This is a genomic window from Rhizobium sp. SEMIA4064, assembly GCF_003025035.1.
GTDB lineage: Bacteria > Pseudomonadota > Alphaproteobacteria > Rhizobiales > Rhizobiaceae > Rhizobium > Rhizobium paranaense.
In genome coordinates this window covers 140150-156597 of record NZ_PYJN01000006.1, presented here as the reverse complement: position 1 = coordinate 156597, position 16448 = coordinate 140150, and the positions used below count along the sequence as shown (strand labels likewise).

The 16448-nt window shown below is 59.0% G+C and carries 17 protein-coding genes; 3 read left to right on the top strand and 14 right to left on the bottom strand.

Translation table 11 applies throughout. From position 1 onward, the window contains the following. Positions 1-34: 34 nt before the first annotated feature. Entirely contained in the window at positions 35-349 is a 315-nt protein-coding gene (locus C9E91_RS04555) for a hypothetical protein (RefSeq protein WP_107107178.1), read from the bottom strand. A 180-nt stretch (positions 350-529) separates the two neighbouring features. Beyond that, positions 530-1048: a glycosyltransferase family protein gene (locus tag C9E91_RS04550; RefSeq protein ID WP_107107177.1), complete on the bottom strand. Its 519-nt coding sequence runs from the start codon at positions 1046-1048 to the stop codon at positions 530-532. Positions 1049-1277: 229 nt separating this feature from the next. On the opposite strand from C9E91_RS04550, the gene C9E91_RS04545 reads away from it, so the two are divergent. Both C9E91_RS04545 and rnhB read left to right on the top strand, forming a co-directional pair. Next, entirely contained in the window at positions 1278-2435 is a 1158-nt protein-coding gene (locus C9E91_RS04545) for a PA0069 family radical SAM protein (protein WP_107107176.1), read from the top strand. Positions 2436-2639: 204 nt separating this feature from the next. Next, on the top strand, positions 2640-3299 hold the full coding sequence (gene rnhB, locus C9E91_RS04540) for a ribonuclease HII (protein ID WP_107107175.1): 660 nt from the start codon (positions 2640-2642) through the stop codon (positions 3297-3299). An 18-nt stretch (positions 3300-3317) separates the two neighbouring features. Here rnhB and C9E91_RS04535 read toward each other — a convergent pair whose 3' ends face one another. From C9E91_RS04535 to C9E91_RS04480, 12 genes are all read right to left on the bottom strand, one after another. Then, entirely contained in the window at positions 3318-4079 is a 762-nt protein-coding gene (locus C9E91_RS04535) for an aminoglycoside phosphotransferase family protein (protein WP_245407416.1), read from the bottom strand. A gap of 148 nt (positions 4080-4227) precedes the next feature. Continuing rightward, positions 4228-4719, bottom strand: a complete 492-nt coding sequence (locus C9E91_RS04530; protein ID WP_107107174.1) for a F0F1 ATP synthase subunit B — start codon at positions 4717-4719, stop codon at positions 4228-4230. A gap of 3 nt (positions 4720-4722) precedes the next feature. Then, a complete protein-coding gene (locus C9E91_RS04525) occupies positions 4723-5316 on the bottom strand; it encodes a F0F1 ATP synthase subunit B (RefSeq protein WP_107107173.1) in 594 nt (197 codons plus the stop codon). A 79-nt stretch (positions 5317-5395) separates the two neighbouring features. Further along, positions 5396-5623, bottom strand: coding sequence for a F0F1 ATP synthase subunit C (locus tag C9E91_RS04520; RefSeq protein WP_028750571.1), 228 nt, complete (start codon positions 5621-5623; stop codon positions 5396-5398). A 69-nt stretch (positions 5624-5692) separates the two neighbouring features. After that, positions 5693-6445, bottom strand: coding sequence for a F0F1 ATP synthase subunit A (locus C9E91_RS04515; protein WP_107107172.1), 753 nt, complete (start codon positions 6443-6445; stop codon positions 5693-5695). Between the two features lie 79 nt (positions 6446-6524). After that, positions 6525-6869, bottom strand: coding sequence for an AtpZ/AtpI family protein (locus tag C9E91_RS04510; protein ID WP_107107171.1), 345 nt, complete (start codon positions 6867-6869; stop codon positions 6525-6527). A 315-nt stretch (positions 6870-7184) separates the two neighbouring features. Further along, positions 7185-8363 carry a cell wall hydrolase gene (locus tag C9E91_RS04505; RefSeq protein ID WP_107107170.1) on the bottom strand — a complete coding sequence of 393 codons (1179 nt, stop codon included), beginning with the start codon at positions 8361-8363 and terminating at the stop codon, positions 7185-7187. A 170-nt stretch (positions 8364-8533) separates the two neighbouring features. After that, on the bottom strand, positions 8534-10399 hold the full coding sequence (locus tag C9E91_RS04500) for a potassium transporter Kup (protein ID WP_425503975.1): 1866 nt from the start codon (positions 10397-10399) through the stop codon (positions 8534-8536). A gap of 53 nt (positions 10400-10452) precedes the next feature. Further along, positions 10453-11430: a magnesium transporter CorA family protein gene (locus C9E91_RS04495; RefSeq protein ID WP_107107168.1), complete on the bottom strand. Its 978-nt coding sequence runs from the start codon at positions 11428-11430 to the stop codon at positions 10453-10455. A gap of 402 nt (positions 11431-11832) precedes the next feature. Then, entirely contained in the window at positions 11833-12987 is a 1155-nt protein-coding gene (locus C9E91_RS04490; protein ID WP_107107167.1) for an Mrp/NBP35 family ATP-binding protein, read from the bottom strand. A gap of 622 nt (positions 12988-13609) precedes the next feature. Beyond that, on the bottom strand, positions 13610-14350 hold the full coding sequence (locus C9E91_RS04485; protein WP_414125037.1) for a helix-turn-helix transcriptional regulator: 741 nt from the start codon (positions 14348-14350) through the stop codon (positions 13610-13612). Between the two features lie 325 nt (positions 14351-14675). Then, positions 14676-15461: an IclR family transcriptional regulator gene (locus C9E91_RS04480; RefSeq protein ID WP_107107247.1), complete on the bottom strand. Its 786-nt coding sequence runs from the start codon at positions 15459-15461 to the stop codon at positions 14676-14678. 159 nt (positions 15462-15620) lie between these two features. Here C9E91_RS04480 and C9E91_RS04475 point away from each other — a divergent pair, with 159 nt between their 5' ends. After that, positions 15621-16391: an SDR family NAD(P)-dependent oxidoreductase gene (locus C9E91_RS04475; protein ID WP_107107166.1), complete on the top strand. Its 771-nt coding sequence runs from the start codon at positions 15621-15623 to the stop codon at positions 16389-16391. The last annotated feature ends 57 nt before the right edge of the window (positions 16392-16448 follow it).

Genomic DNA, 16448 nt, shown 5'->3' with positions numbered 1-16448 from the left:
CGCTTTGCTGGGGAATATCCCGGCTTTCCAATTCCTATGCCTTCGATCCGGGCAAAGCAGGAATTGATTCCCAATTCTGGCCCGTGAGGATCACGCAGCTTCGGCCGGAGATACTGGTGATCATCATTGTCCAACTGCCGCTTTCGGCGGCGAAGATTTCGATGATATTCTTTGGATCAAGCTGACCAATGGCCGAGAGCTTTTCGGAATAGTGCGCTTCCAGGAAAGCGACAATATCGCCGCGCTCTGCGCATGCAAGCATCGCCTGCGAAGCTGCTGAGTTCGGATAAAGGATTGCCGTTGCCAGAAGGGCCGTTCCGATGAGGCGGTAGAGCATCGTGCGTCCCATGACGCACCTCCTTTCGCCGGAAACCGGCAGAAGAGGAGAGTTCTGCTGACCTGCTCTGCCGCATCCCGGCATCTTCATGGTCGGCCGCCCGACGCGACACGCGAGGCGCGCCGCCACATGAAAATTATGACAGTAATTCCCTTATTTTCAAATGGAATCTGGATTGATCACAAAGCCGCGCTACCGCGCCGCGCGCGCGACCCAGGAGGGAATCAGTTCGCTCGACAGTTGGCGGCTTTTCTGCCCCTTGGCGAATTCGGCGAGCCGCATGCCTGTTTTGGCGGCGGCGATGGCTTGTCGTTTGGAGAGGAGCAAACCCAGTTCCAGAGGCGGCAGACTGCGGCCGATGCGCTGCAGCAAAGGCCGGCGATAGCCGCGCGACGCGGTGAAGCGCGCCGGCACCTTGTTGAGCGAGACATATTCGGCAATCTCATCGATCCAACCGGCCTGCGGGCGGGCACCGGGTTCGACGAAAAGCAGCCATTCGCCGCGCGCCGAACTTAATATGTCTTTGATATCCCATTGCGAATAGAAACGGCAGCCGGCAGCGTCGGCAACATGTGAGGTGCCGTCACGCGAGCCGTGATCAAGCACGACAACATCGCACACGAGCCCCTCGATCGCGCCGGCCACCAATGCCGCCAATGTCTGCGCCAGTTCAGGTTCCTGGTCCTGGCATTCAATGATTACCGTCAACATTGCCCATTTATAGAGCGACGCACAAATTATTGCCAGCGCATAAGCTTTAAAACCGGAAGGTCTAAAGTAAGGCTTTGATGGGGTTCAAAATGTCCCCACGACCTCTCGGCCAGACGGCGTAGCGGTGCGCAATCGCGCATTTTGTTCTTGCATTGTTCTCATTTGTCGGATAGGAATTTAATCATCTTAGACGCGGCATGCGACGCCATGAACCGCCCCGGAGTTACCGATGAACGAGCAGTCCCTTGCAGGGCAGGCCGCATTCGCGCCTGCCAATACGGCAGATGTTGCCAATGCTTTGATCGCCGACACCGGTCTCAGAGTCGAGATCGACCGCAGGCGCGGCCGCGGTGCCGGGCTGAACCCCAGCGGCCGATTCGAGGCCCTGAAGCGTGAGACATTCGATGACGGCTGGCAGACGCTAGAAGAGCTGCCGCCTTTCAAAACCGAAGTGCAGGTGGAGAAGCCGCGCACGGCAATCACCCGCAACGACTCTCCCGATATAGGCTTCGATCGTTCCATCAATCCCTATCGCGGCTGCGAGCATGGCTGCATCTATTGTTTCGCGCGGCCGACGCATGCCTATATGGGCCTGTCGGCTGGGCTCGATTTCGAATCGAAACTCTTCGCCAAGCCAGACGCGGCTCGGCTGCTCGAACGGGAACTGGCAAGGCCGGGCTACAAGCCGCGCGTCATCGCCATCGGCACCAATACCGATCCCTATCAGCCGATCGAGAAGGAATGGCGCGTCATGCGCCAAATTCTCGAAGTCCTGAACAAGGCGAACCATCCGGTTGCGATCGTCACCAAGTCGGCGCTGATCATGCGCGATATCGACATTCTTAAGGAGATGGCCGCCAAGAACCTGGTTCGGGTCGGTATTTCCGTGACCACGCTCGACCGCAAGCTGGCGCGCACCATGGAACCGCGCGCAGCGACGCCACAGCGGCGGCTGGAGGCGATCCGGGCGCTCAGCGAGGCCGGCATCCAGACAGCCGTCATGGTGGCGCCGATCATTCCGGCGCTCAACGACCACGAAATCGAGCGCATCCTTGATGCCAGCAAGGCCGCCGGCGCCATAGAAGCGAGCTATGTCATTCTGCGCCTTCCGCTGGAGGTCAGCCCGCTCTTCCGCGACTGGCTGCTGCAGAACTATCCGGATCGCTACCGCCACGTCATGTCGTTGATCCGCTCGATGCGCGGCGGCAAGGATTATGATGCCGAGTTTGGCAAGCGCATGAAGGGCGCGGGTCCCTATGCCTGGCAGATCAGCCGCCGTTTCGAAATGGCGATCAAGCGGCTGGAGCTCACCCGTCGCAGTATCGCGCTGCGCGACGACCTGTTTGTGCCGCCAGATGGCAGCGGCGTGCAGCTTTCACTGCTCTGAGCGGCTCAGCTTTTCACGGAATCTTAGAACCGCTCTCTCTTTTTGTTTTTCCGCAATTCCGGACGGAAAGCGGCTCACGCACTTTTCCTGAAATTGCTCTGACCCTTTCCCGCGGGTTTCCCTGCCCGCCGGAAGAGCCCCCAGGTTCGCCGCCTTGATCCACCGGGGGCTTGCAGGAGATCGGGTGGTGTGCGAGCTTGCCGCATGCCACGCAGCACACCATCCGATTCTCCCATGCTTTTCGACGAAGGCCCGATCGTTCCGACTTTCGAACTGGAGCTGATTGCTCGCCGCGCAGGTCACTGGCCCGTTGCCGGTGCCGACGAAGCGGGACGCGGGCCTCTGGCAGGCCCGGTCGTTGCGGCGGCTGTCATTCTCGACCCGGAGCGCATTCCTGAGGGATTGAATGATTCCAAGCAGCTTTCGGCCATGAGGCGTGAGGCGCTGTTTGTCGAAATCCTCGCGACCGCCACCGTCTCCATTGCTTCCTCGAGCGCGGCCCGCATCGATATCACCGATATTCGCAAGGCTAGCCTGGATGCCATGCGCCGCGCCATCTGCAGCCTTGCCGTGCCGGCAAGCTATGTCCTGACGGATGGGCTGGATGTGCCTGGCGGTCTCGCCTGTCCGGGAAAAGCCGTGGTCAAGGGCGACGCTCGCTCCTTTTCCATCGCCGCCGCCTCGATCGTCGCCAAGGTGACACGCGACCGGATGATGGCCCGCGCTGGCGACGTCTTTCCGGCTTACGGTTTTGCGTCCCATGCCGGCTACGGTACGCCGGAGCATCGCGCCGGTATCAAGAAGCACGGCCCCTGTTCGCTGCATCGTATGAGCTTTCGCCCCCTTCGAAGGGAAGAGGTCTGACAGCGCCTTTCCCACCCTTCAATCCATAAGACCGGCTATAATCTCGTCCCGATGTTCGCTGATATAGGCGACATCGCGCCGGTAAATGCGATCGTGGCCCTCTTCGATGTTGCGGCGATACCGTTCCACGCCATTGGCCGCCTCGCGTTCCATGAAGCCGACCAAGGCATTCAGACGGTCAATGATCATGCCGGGCAATACCGGTCGTTCCTTGGCGGGTAAGCCGTAAGCATCAAGAAAAAGGCGAGTGCGGAGAATTTGCGTATCCAGTCCGCCGAGATCTTCGATTGCGACGCCGGCGGACAGAGGCGCCCAGCGATAGATGGCATAAGCAATGTCCCAGTCACGCGGGCCAGGATGGGCAGTCTCAAAGTCGATGATATCGGTCACCTCGCCGCTATTCAGAACAACATTATAGGGTGCGAAATCGCCATGGCAGATCACTTCGAACGGTGGTCTCGGCGGCAATTGCCATGTCTGATCTTTCTCCAGCATCGGCGGCATAAACAGCGCAGTGCAATCATGATAGCGCCGCAGCAGCCGCGCCGCCGACCGCAGAGCGGTCATCGACCTCATATTCTCATTCTCATCCAGGTCGCCGGTCTCGCCCGGAAGAAAGCTCACCCTCTCCCAAGCCGCGTCATATCCGCCAGAAAATGGCGCGTTCACAAAGCCATGTGATTGAAGTGTGGAGAGTAAGGCGTGAACGCTCGCTGTCCAGGGACGGGTGCGCCTATAGATAAGATCACCATGGCGGAATGGTCCTTCGCCGCCGTCCACGCTCGGTATCACCAGATCACTCCTTAAAACGAGGCGGAAATCTAGTTTGGATTCGGGACCATCGTCAAATGCTGCCGCAGATGAGTGTGCCACAAACGCAAAAAGCCCGGCTGAAGCCGGGCTTTTCCTAGAGATCGATTGCTTGCGCTTAGTTCAACCGCGCCTTCACTTCGCCAACGGCGTTGCTGAAGAGTTCGGATTGAACCTGGCCACCGGCCTTCTTGGCGAGCACGGATTCGGCGGCAGCGATAGCCAGATCGACGGCAGCGGAACGGACCGCCTTCATCGCATCGGCTTCCGCCTGCTTGATCTTCTGCTCGGAAAGCGCCGTACGATTGGCGACGAATTCTTCCGTCTTCTTGCGAGCTTCCGTCGTCAGCATTTCAGCTTCGCGCTCGGCTGCCGCAACGATATGAGCAGCTTCGGCTTCGGCTTCCTTCCGCTTGCGCTGGTACTCGGCCAGAAGATGCTGGGCCTCTTCGCGCAGACGCTTGGCTTCAGCCAGATCGTTGCGGATCTGATCGGCGCGGTCGTCCAGCGACTTGGCCATCATGCCCGGCACCTTCAGATAGACGACAAGGCCGAGGAAGAGGATGAGAGCGACGAAGGCAAAGAAAGTTTCGTCGAGACCGAATTCCATGGATCAACCCTCCCGCTTGGCGGATGCTTCGGCAACAGCCGATGCGACATCGGCCTGACCGGCAACGTTGCCGACGAGCTGCTCGACAACGGCAGCCGCCGTTTCTTCAGCAATGGCGCCGACATCACCAAAGGCCTTCGCCTTGATCTCGGCGATACGAACCTCAGCGGCCTTCAGCTTCTCGGAAAGACTTGCTTCGATCGTCTTGCGATCTTCCTCAGCCTTTGCCTTGGCGGCATCGCGGGCGGTGGCACCGATCGAATTCGCCTTGGCGCGCGCTGCAGCCAATTCGCTTTCGTAGGTCGCAACAGCAGCATCGGCTTCGGCCTTCAGACGCGAGGCTTCGTCGATATCCTGGGCGATGCGATCGTGCCGGCTTTCAATGATGCTGCCGACGCGCGGAATAACGATCTTCTGCATGGCCACGTAGAAGATGACGAAGGTGATCACCAGCCAAAGAAGCTGTGACGGATACGTCGTATGGTCAAACGGCGGGAATACGCCTGCGTGATGGCCCTGATCGGGCGCACCCGTCTCCGTATGCACCGCGCCGGCTGCCGGCGGTGCTTCTTCAGCATATGCCGGGGTCACAAACATGCTCACCTCCAGGTGGTCTGCAAATATAAAGAATCACGGCCCGCTGTCCCGCGAACCGTGATCTATCATGCCGTTGATATCAGACGGCGAAGAGCAGGAGGAGAGCGATGAGCAGCGAGAAGATGCCCAGAGCTTCCGTAACGGCGAAGCCGAATACCAGACGGCCGAACTGGCTGTCAGCGGCAGACGGATTGCGAAGCGCGCCGGACAGGTAGCTGCCGAAGATGTTGCCGAGGCCGAGAGCCGTACCGGCCATACCAAAGCAAGCCAGACCTGCGCCGATGAACTTTGCTGCTTCCGCTTCCATGTTGAACTCCTTTGAAATGGTTGTTGCGGCGAATGACTGACGCCCTGCAGACGTCAATGTCGGTAATCCTTAGTGGCCACCCGGATGGATTGCGTCATTGATGTACATGCAAGTCAGTACCGCAAAGACGTAAGCCTGAAGGAAGGCGACGAGGAACTCGAGACCGGTCAGGGCGACGGTCATGATCAGGGGAAGAATGGCGCCGCCGATGCCAATCGCGCCAAGGGCTCCGAGCGAGGCAACGAAGCCTGCGAACACCTTAAGCGTGATATGGCCTGCCAGCATGTTGGCGAAAAGACGAACAGAGAGCGAAATCGGCCGGGACAGGAAGGAGATGATCTCGATCGTCACCACCAGCGGCAACAATACGCCAGGCACGCCCTCCGGCACGAAGAGCTTCAGAAAGCCGAAGCCATGCTTGATGGCGCCGTAGAGGATGACCGTCAGGATGACCAGAAGCGCCAGCGCGAAGGTAACGATGATCTGGGCAGTGACGGTGAAGAAATAAGGAACCATGCCGAGCAGGTTCGCCGTCAGCACGAACATGAAGAGCGAGAAGACCAGCGGGAAGAATTTCATCCCCTTGGTTCCCGCCCCTTCTTTCAACATCGAGGCGATGAATTCGTAAGCCATTTCCGCGATGGATTGGGCGCGGTTCGGAATCACGCTGCGGGGCGCCGTGGCAAAATAGAGGAAGCCAGCGGAGATCACTGCGGAGGCAACCATGAACAAGGAAGCATTGGTGAACGAAAAATCAATTCCGCCGATGTCGATCGGGATAATCTTGAAGATCAGGAACTGATGGGTAGGTCCGTTTGCCACCGCTTGTTCTCTTTCATTTTCCCGCTCGTCAAAGCGGATGCCTCTCACCAGGAAACCGCGCCGCAGCGCTGCTTCCGCCTCACTTCTTATCAAGCCCGTGCTTTTCAAGCATCGGCGTCGCCACCTTGCCTGCAGAGCGCAGAACATTCAGAACGCCGGCACAAAATCCGAGAAGCAGAAAAACAATCATGCCCCACGGCGCCGTGCCGACAAAACGGTCCAACAGATAGCCCAGAACAGCGCCGACGATGATGGCAGCAATGAACTCACTGGAAAGCTTCATCGCCTGAGCATAGCCTTTGCGGCTTTCCTCGGCGCGAACCTCCCCTCGTTCATCCTCTCCCAACGCAGAGCGCTTGTTTGCCAGTTCGGCTCCCAGTTGCTCCCGTCGCTTTTCCAGACCTTCGTCGCGGTCATCCACCATGGCGACGTCCTCCTATTTTCGCTGCGCGCAGCCCCATTACCCCGGTCAACGCGTAAACGAACAGCAGGTTTCGTCACCTTTTCGGCCCGTTTTGAAGTCGCGCGCAACATAGTTTTAGGAAAAAGCATAGTCAAGGCGTAGACGTCATCTGTCCAGCCATAAATTAGCCGAATTAAATCATGATCTTAGGCTGAATATGCGATGCGGGCGGAAAACTGGGCCGAAGAATCCTCTTCAGGCCGGGTTTTTCTGTGGCCTTTTTGTCGCGCAGCCCGCGCTTACGAAATCGGATTAGTCCCGCCGCGCAACAGGCCGTCAGCTCCAGCCGCCGCCATAGGTGCGATAGAAGATGTGCATGCCAATGCGGCCGACCTTTACCATTTCGGCCGCCCATTTCGGCCGGACGTAGACGGCGTGATAGTGCGTGGCGGAGCCGACTTCCGGCAGCCAGATCCTGCCGGCGGTCACGGCCATGGCGACCTGGCGGGCGACCTTCCAATGTTCGGGTGAGTTGACCCGGTCCTTGACGTTGTCGCAGGCAAAGGAAAACTGGCATGCATTGTGCCAATCGTCGTTCTGATAAACGACGCCGCAGATGGTTTTCGGATAGGCCGGGTTGCGGACGCGATTGAGGATGACCTGGGCTACGGCCGCCTGTCCCTTTACCGATTCCCCGCGCGCTTCAAAATAGATACCGGTGGCGAGGCATTGCTGCTCGTCCGAGGAAAAGACTGAGGGCGGCAGGACATTGGCGGCCCAGGCGTGATCCTGTGGACCGATCTGCGGCACGAAACGGCCCTCACCGTCCTGATCCTTGGCGAGAATCGAATCGAAGGGTGAAACGCGGGCATAATCCGGCGGCGGCGACGCGTAGGCGGCAGCGAGGACATCGGCATCCTGGCTTGTTACCAAGCTCGCAAGATAGGACGGCACGCTATTGTCGGGTTTCGGTGGCTCTTTCTTATAGAAGGCCGTAGCGATCTGAATTTCCTTGCCGCCGATCTTCGGCTTCAGGAATGCCGTCTTGTCCTTGTTATCCAGTTCGGGACGGAACAACAGGCTCTCGCGCTGCAGCACAGAGCCAGCGGAAAAATCCTTGGGCGGCTGCATGGGCGCGACCGCAACCACCCTGCTCTTCTTATCCTGGCGATTGATGCGATCTTCGTCCGGCTTGGGATCGCTCCCCTTTTGCTGCGACAGGAAAGCGACGCGACGGCCGTCGGGCAGGACGAGACCGCCATCGCCAATGGCAGCAGCGGTCGATGCGTCGCCAAAGGCAAGTTCGGCCTGATGCGTCGAGCCTGCCGGCGAATTGGTGATGACCATGCGCCAGTTGCTGCTACCCCTGTCGATACCCGCAAGCAGACCTGCAAGATCGGCATAGGCCACCGCCGAAGGAAAGATCAGCCATGCGCAAAGCCCGAAGACGGCTGGCGAAGTCCAGTTTTTCGGCAAAAGACCAAATTTACGAGGGACACGACGCGGGCGAGACAATACCGGACTCCACGGCACTCTGGGTTAGGAGCCGAAATAATCTCGCATTAACCTTGATGGATGGTTAATTCTGGCGGCCGTGCCATCACCATCTATTCACGAAGACGCAAGCAAAAGGCCCGGCGGATATTCACCGGGCCTTTGATGTAAACAAGCTGAACTGAGCTGCGTCAGATGATGACGTGCGATCCCAGTTCGACGACGCGGTTGGCCGGCAGGCGGAAGTAGTCTGAAGGATCGGTCGCGGCGTTGGCGAGCGCGATGTAGAGCCGGTCCTGCCAGTGCGGCATGCCGGATTTCGCGTCCGGAACCAGCTTACGGCGGCCGAGATAGAAGGAAGTCGACATGATGTCGAACTTCAGGCCGGTCTTGCGCAAGGTCGCCAGTGCCTGCGAGACGTTCTGCGATTCCATGAAGCCGAAGCGCAGCTCGACGCGCGAGAAGCGGTCGGAGACCTTCTCGACCGAGTAGCGGTCCTCCTGCACAACGCGCGGCTTATTGATGGTGCGGATCGTCAGGATGACGTTTTTGTCGTGCAGGACGTGATTGTGCTTCAGATTGTGCAACAGCGCCGCGGGTGCCGATTCCGGATCGCTGGTGAGGAAGATCGCCGTACCGGGCACATGCGCCGGCGAATGGTCGCTCTTGCGCTCGATGGAGCTGACGAAGGACGACAACGGAATATCCGTATGGCGCGTCTTCTCCATCAGGATCGCCGTACCGCGGCGCCAGGTCCACATGATCACCGTGAAGGCAGTCGCGATCAGCACCGGAACGTAGCCGCCGTCGTGGATCTTCAGCAGGTTGGCGCCCAGGAAGACGAATTCCAGCAACAGCAGCGGCGTGAGCACGGCAATTGCCATGGGCAGCGTCCAGTTCCAGCGCACACGCACGAACTCGAAAGCCATGATCGAGGTGACGACCATCGCGCCGGTCACCGAGATGCCGTAGGCCGTTGCCAGCGCATCCGAGGTCTTGAAGCTCAAGACGAGGAAGATGACGCCGAAGAACAGCACCGTGTTAACCGACGGCAGGAAAATCTGGCCGGTATTGGTCTCGGAGGTGAAGAGGATTTCCATGCGCGGCAGGAAGCCGAGGTGAATGGCCTGGCGCGTGAGCGAGAAGGCGCCGGTGATAACCGCCTGACTGGCGATGATCGTCGCGAGCGTGGCAAGAATGACCACCGGCAGGATCGCCCAATGCGGATACATCAGGAAGAACGGGTCGGACATCGCGAGCGGCTGGCGCAGGACGAGAGCCCCCTGGCCCAGATAATTCAGCGTCAGCGACGGAAACACCAGGGCGAACCAGGCCCATTGAATCGGCCGACGGCCGAAATGACCCAGGTCGGCGTAGAGTGCTTCGGCACCGGTGACGGTCAGGAAGACCGCGCCAAGCACGACGACACCGAGGAAACCCTCGTTCATCAGGAAGGTGACTGCATACCAGGGGTTCAAGGCGGCCAGGATGCCGAAATCGTCCGAGATATGCATGATGCCGGCCACGCCCATGACGATGAACCAGATCGCCGTGATCGGGCCAAAGAACCGCGCGACCGCACCGGTGCCGTGCGACTGGATGGCAAAGAGCAGCGCCAGGATCGCGACCGAGATCGGCACGATATAATCCGAGAGCGTCGGTGTCACCAATTTCAGGCCTTCGACGGCCGAAAGAACCGACAGCGCCGGGGTGATCATCGCATCGCCAAGGAAGAGCGCGGCGCCCATCAGGCCCAACAGCATCAGAACGGCGGTATGGCCGTTCGCCGTCTTCATCAACAGCGCCAAAAGCGACAGCGTACCGCCTTCGCCATCGTTGTCCGCCCGCAGCAGAAAAAGGACATATTTGATGGTGACGATGATGGTGAGCGCCCAAAACATCAGCGAAACGAGGCTGATGACTTCGCCGCGCGTCAGGCCGTCGGCGGCCACCGGCTTCAGCGCCTCGCGAAAGGCGTAAAGCGGGCTCGTACCGATATCGCCGTAGACCACGCCAATCGACCCCAAAGCGAGGTAGAAGAGTTTGCGTGTATTCATTTTCCCGTCGGGAGAATGATGGGTTTCGTCAGACATTCAGGATCACTAGACTCTCAGAGCCAGCCTTTCCAGCGAAAAAAGAGAAACGGAACGACCGCAGACACCACCATCAATAGCAACGAGGCCGGGTACCCATAGGCGAAATGCAGCTCGGGTATGAACTCGAAGTTCATACCGTAGACCGAGGCGACAAGCGTCGGCGGCAAGAAGACTACGGAGGCGATCGAGAAAATCTTGATGATGGCATTCTGCTCGATATTGATCAGGCCGAGCGATGCATCCAGCAGGAAGGTAATGTTACCGGCGACGAAGGATGCATGTTCGGATAAAGACTGCACATCCCGCGAGACATTGCGGCACAATTCCTTGGCCTCACGGTCCTGCTGCATGGCGGGGATGGTTTGGAGGAAGGTCAAAACCCGCGACAATGAACTCAGGCTGTCGCGCACCTTGCTGACCGTGCGATGATAGCCTGCAACGTCCTTCAGCTTTTCTTCCAAATAGTTCGACGGACGGCGGATTTTCTTCACGCGATCGCCGAACACATGCACCGACAATATATCGATGCTGGAGACCGTCTGTTCAAGGATCTCGGCCGTGCGGTCGACTATTGTTTCGAGAAGTTTCGCCAGAAGCGCAACGCCCGTGCGCCGCTCCTGCGGAATGCGCTGCAGCGCCGCAATGAACAGCGCAAAGGATTTCGGCCGCGCATAGCGGATGGTGATCAGGCGGTGACCCGTCAGGATGAAGGCAACGTCGGTCAGCGTCGGCAGGTTGGTATCGGCCTTCCACAGCAGCGAAGCCGTCAGGAAAACCGCGCCGTCTTCGACATAGAGCCGGCTTGAAGGCTCGATGTCCTTCATATCCTCGCGCGTCGGCACCTCGAGCCCGAGCAGGCGCTCGATAGTCGTCTCTTCTTCACGCGATGGCTCGACCATGTCGATCCAGATGGCATTGTCCGGCAATTGGGCAATGGTCGACAGATCTGCCAATTCGAGCGGCTTGCAATCGGAGCAATAGGCCGTGATCAACGGATCGTCCTCGATGCAGCGAAGGCAAAGCTATGACTGCGGCGCTTTGTGCGCTCCCGCCGAGATCCTACCAATGGCCAATGAAAAAAATTCATAAAACTCCGGCCGTATCCCGCCGGTTTGGCAGGGAATCCGTGTCCATGCTCCATTGCGCTGCTGTACCAATCCTTCGTCCGTCATGACAAAGCCGATTGCTCAGGCGAGACGAAGTCACCATTTGGCGGATGGCCGTCATCGGATATGGCCGACCAAATTCACGCCGGCGGCGCATATGCAGCAAAGCTCGCAAAGAATCAAGTCACAACCCCTTCGATGCGCGCTTTCACCGCAGATTCAAATCGTGCGAAGTCATAGCACACGGCGCGGGCAAGGCAATCGCTGCGCAGCACACGCCCTTGTGAATTATTCGAAGACGATGGAGGGTGCGGCGCGCTGAGGCGTGTTGCTGACCTGTGCCCAGACTTTGGTCGCGATATCGCGATAGATGCCGGCGACAGTGCCATTGGGGTCAGAAGCGACCAGCGGCGTTCCGGCATCGGAAGTCTCGCGGATGCCCATGGTCAGCGGCACTTCGCCGAGGAAGGGTATGCCGATGCGCTCGGCCTCCTTCCGCGCCCCGCCGTGACCGAAGATGTCGTAACGGGCGCCCGTGTCCGGAGCGATGAAATAGCTCATGTTCTCGACAATGCCGAGAACGGGCACTTCCACCTTCCGGAACATGTTGAGGCCCTTGCGGGCGTCGATCAGCGCCAGATCCTGCGGCGTCGAAACGATGACGGCGCCGGCGAGCGGCACTTGCTGCGCCATGGTAAGCTGGGCATCGCCAGTGCCTGGCGGCATATCGACGACGAGCACATCGAGCTCACCCCAGGCGACTTCCCGCAGCATCTGCAGGAGTGCCGACTGCACCATCGGCCCACGCCAGATCATCGCCGTCTCCTCTTCGACGAGGAAACCCATGGACATAACCTTGAGGCCGTAATTCTGCATCGGGTTGATGATGCGGCCGTCGATCTGCGTCGGACGGCCGGAAATCTTCAGCAGGCGCGGCATGGAAGGCCCATAGATATCGGCATCCAGAATGCCGACGCGCAGGCCGTTGGCGAGCAGGCCGAGCGCGAGGTTGACGGCCGTGGTCGACTTGCCGACGCCGCCCTTGCCGGAGGCAACCGCGATGATGGCGCCAATGCCGGGTACACCGATCTTGCCAGCGCGTGGCGGCTGTTGCGGCGCATGGGTATGGGGATGGTTATGGGCATGCGGCTGAGCAGCCGGACGCGGAGCAGGCGTGCCAGCAGCGTTGGCCTTCTTATCCGCGGTCAATGTGACCAAGGCACCTTTGACGCCAGGTAATTCCTTGACCACACGTTCGGCAGCAAGTCGCAGCGGTTCCAGTTCCTTGGCGCGCTCTGCCGGAACCGTGATCGAGAAATAGACCTTGGCATCGGAAATGAAGACATCCGAGACCATGCCGAGCTCAATGATGTTGTGCTCCAGGTCCGGGCCACGAACGGTCCTCAGCGTTTCCAGAACCTGTTCCTTGGTGATGTCCGTCATTCCATCCTCACTGCACCATTTCCATTCGGATCGCCGCGCATGGACGCCCACGCAGCAAACGCGCCAAATCTCTCAGGCTTAGATAGTGGAGTGAGGGAACTTCGCCAAACGAAATTAAGGGAATATCGACACAGAACTCAGTCCGTTGCGGCCGGCAGGTCCGCCGGGCTTATAGCCCTACCAGCCGCAACGCTCCCTTGGAGACTGAAATGTCAGCGGCGGACATAAAGCAATGCTTTGAAAGAAGTAGGGCGAGGATGCGAAAAATCGCGCCTTGGACCCTGTTGATTTTGAGGACGTGCCAAATAAGCAACAGCCGCTGCCGATACCTGCCGCTGGGAAAAGCAACGGCTATAATATCGGCAGCGACGGCCGGATCCGCGCACGTTTGTCGGCGCTGTCATCAAAGTCCCCTCTGGACCTCTGACTATTGAAATGCAGAAAGCGTGCCAGTTCCCCGAAATCAAAAAAGGCCCTTTTTTTCAATTGATTAGCAGGCCATCGCCCGTTACGCCCGCAAATCGGCGCAAAAGAAGTCAGCAAATTTTATGGGCAGCGCACAAAATTCACGCAGAAAATTGCCGGGATTTCGCTCGCTCTATCCGTCTCTGCGGAGGATGCCCTACTTTATCAATCCGACGCGCAGCGCCTTGGCGACTGCCTGGGTGCGGTTGACGGTGTCCAGCTTCTTGGTGGCCCTGTTCAGGTAGTGATTGACCGTATGTTCGGAGAGGGTCAGGATTTCGGCGATTTCCGCGCTGGTCTTGCCGGCGGCCGTCCAGTTCAGGCAATCGATCTCCCGGTCCGTCAGCGCGTCGGTGACGCGGATGTCCATATTACGGATTTCGGCGAGCCGGTCGAAAACATAGATTGCGACATAGCAGAGGTCCTTGATCTCTTCTGCGGTGAAGAGTTCGCGATCGCCGGCAAGCGATATCGCGCCGCGAAGACCGGACGCGTCGTGGGTCGGCAGATAGAGGCACCTCGTCATGCGGAAGCGTTCGAACAGGGCAGCGATGAGTTGAGCCCTGGCATCGTCGCGATTGGTGTTCGCCGTTGTCTCATGGACGAAAGGCAGTGTGGAACCGCGCAGCCGCCGCAGCACGGGGCTGCTCGTCATCAGCCCTTCCTGGTCGTACGTCGCCAGGAGTTCGGCGGGCCAGTTGTTGATGACTGAATTGCTCTGCAGTTCGAAGGATGTCACCGGCGGCAGATTCAGGACCATGAAAGCCCGGCAGCGATAGGCTTCGGTCAGCCGCTTCATGAAACGAAAAACATCGAACTGTGTTTTCAGACCGGTAATTTCATCAATGTAATCTTCGCCCCGAGGGGGCTTTCCCGCCTGCACCAATGCTGCCATCATTAGTCTTCTTTGTATATTAAGGGAGGGGCACAAACGCGAAACCGCCGCCTCCAAGCCTCCGGGTCATTACATGAACGCCGACAAGCGGGCGTTTGATCAATTATAAATTTTTAAAAATTTCGCCTGCTGCGACACTGTTTACTGCGGCGCCGGGGTAACCGGGTCGCCAACCTCCTCCGGATGTAACAGCAGGTACTAAGGAGAACGGCAGTTTATCCGCGATTCTCACAAGCAAATCAGAATAAGCGTGCAAGTTGGCCAAGGTCCAGCGTACGAAAGGCCAAATTGGTGAATTTCACATGACAGTCGAGAAAAGCGGGCGCATTTAGCGCCGGGGACCGAGCCGACTTTGCATATCCTGCATGATCGCGGCCGCCGCTGCTCTCACCAAAGGCGCCCATTCCTGCAATTTTTCCGACGTAACGCGGTATGCGGGGCCGGTTACGGAGACGCCGGCCAGCATTTCGTTGTCGTCCGAGTGGATCGGCGCGGCGACGCAGCATATGCCGCTCTCATGCTCTTCACGGTCAAAGGCGCAGCCGCGCCTCCTGATGTCCTCGATGTCGGCCCGGAGACCTGCCACGCTGCGATGGGTATGTTCGGTGTAAGCGTGAAACTCGAGCCCGGCGACACGCGCCTCGAAACTGATATCGTCGAGCGCGGACAAAGCGGCCTTGCCGACGCCGGTACAATAGGCCGGCGAGGCATTGCCGATCTGCGAATACATCCGCACGGACTGCCGACCCTCGACCTTGTCGAGATAGATGACCTCGGTGCCGCGCAGGACGCCGAGATGCACGGTTTCGCCGGTCTGCGCCTGCAGCAGACGCAGATGCGGCTCGGCGACGGTGCGAAACTCGTTGCGCGCCCAACTGCGGGAGGCAAGGCTCAAGAGCCTGATGCCGGGCAGATAACATCCGTCGCGATCGGTCTCCAGCAGCCCTTCTTCGACGAGGTGAGACAATTGCCTATGCAGCGTGCCACGCGGCTGGTCAGAGAGGGACAGGATGTCGGTAAAACGCATTGGACGATCGGCCAGCGCAACGAGATCGACGAGCGCCATGAGCTTGCCGAGCGTGCCGGTCTCCCGGCCGCGACGGATTTCCTTCATGTCGTCGCCCTGCCTCGAATTCACGATTGCCTCCGCGCGCCTCTGACACACCCTCATGTCCTTGACACGACGGAATGGTAATCGGATAATTCCATATAGTCAAATTGAGTTCCAAATAATGGAACAAGAAGGTATTTTCAATTCCGGGAGGAAACGAACTTGACCGAGGCACAGGCACAATTTCCCGATCTTAAGGATCGCACCGTCCTGATCACCGGCGGTGGTTCCGGTATCGGCGCCGCACTTGTCGAAGCTTTTGCCCAACAGGGCGCCAAGGTCGCCTTCATCGACATAGCCGAGGAGCCGAGCAAGGCGCTTGCCGCCCGGCTTTCGGCGCAATCGGCGCATCCGGTCGCCTTCTATCATGCCGACCTGCGCGACATCAGTGCCGTGAAGAGCACGGTCGCCGCCGTCGAATCCGACCTCGGTGCGATTCGCGTCCTGGTCAACAACGCCGCCTGGGACGACCGGCACGAGATCGACACGACGACCGAGGAGTACTGGGACAACAACCAGGCGATCAACCTCAAGCAGGTTTTTTTCGTCTCGCAGGCGGCAGCGCCGGGCATGCGCGCAGCCGGCGGCGGGGCGATCATCAATTTCTCATCGATCGTCTTCAAGATGAACCCACCGCATCTTTCCGCCTACGCAACCGCAAAGGCGGGCATCATCGGCCTGACCAAGAGCCTTGCCGGCCGCTTTGGACCGGAAAATATCCGCGTCAACGCCGTTCTGCCGGGCATGGTCGTCACCGAGCGGCAGATGGAGCTTTGGCTGACGGAAGAAGCCATAGCCAGCACCGTCGCGCGCCAATGCCTCAAGCATGTTCTCAAGGCCGCCGATCTGGTCGGCCCGACGCTTTTTCTCGCATCCAACTGCTCAGGCAGCATCACGGCGCAGTCCATCATCGTCGATGGAGGTATTTTCTGATGAAAAACCGGCGGTATTTTCTGATGAAAAACCAGTGGCATTTTCTAGTGAAAAATC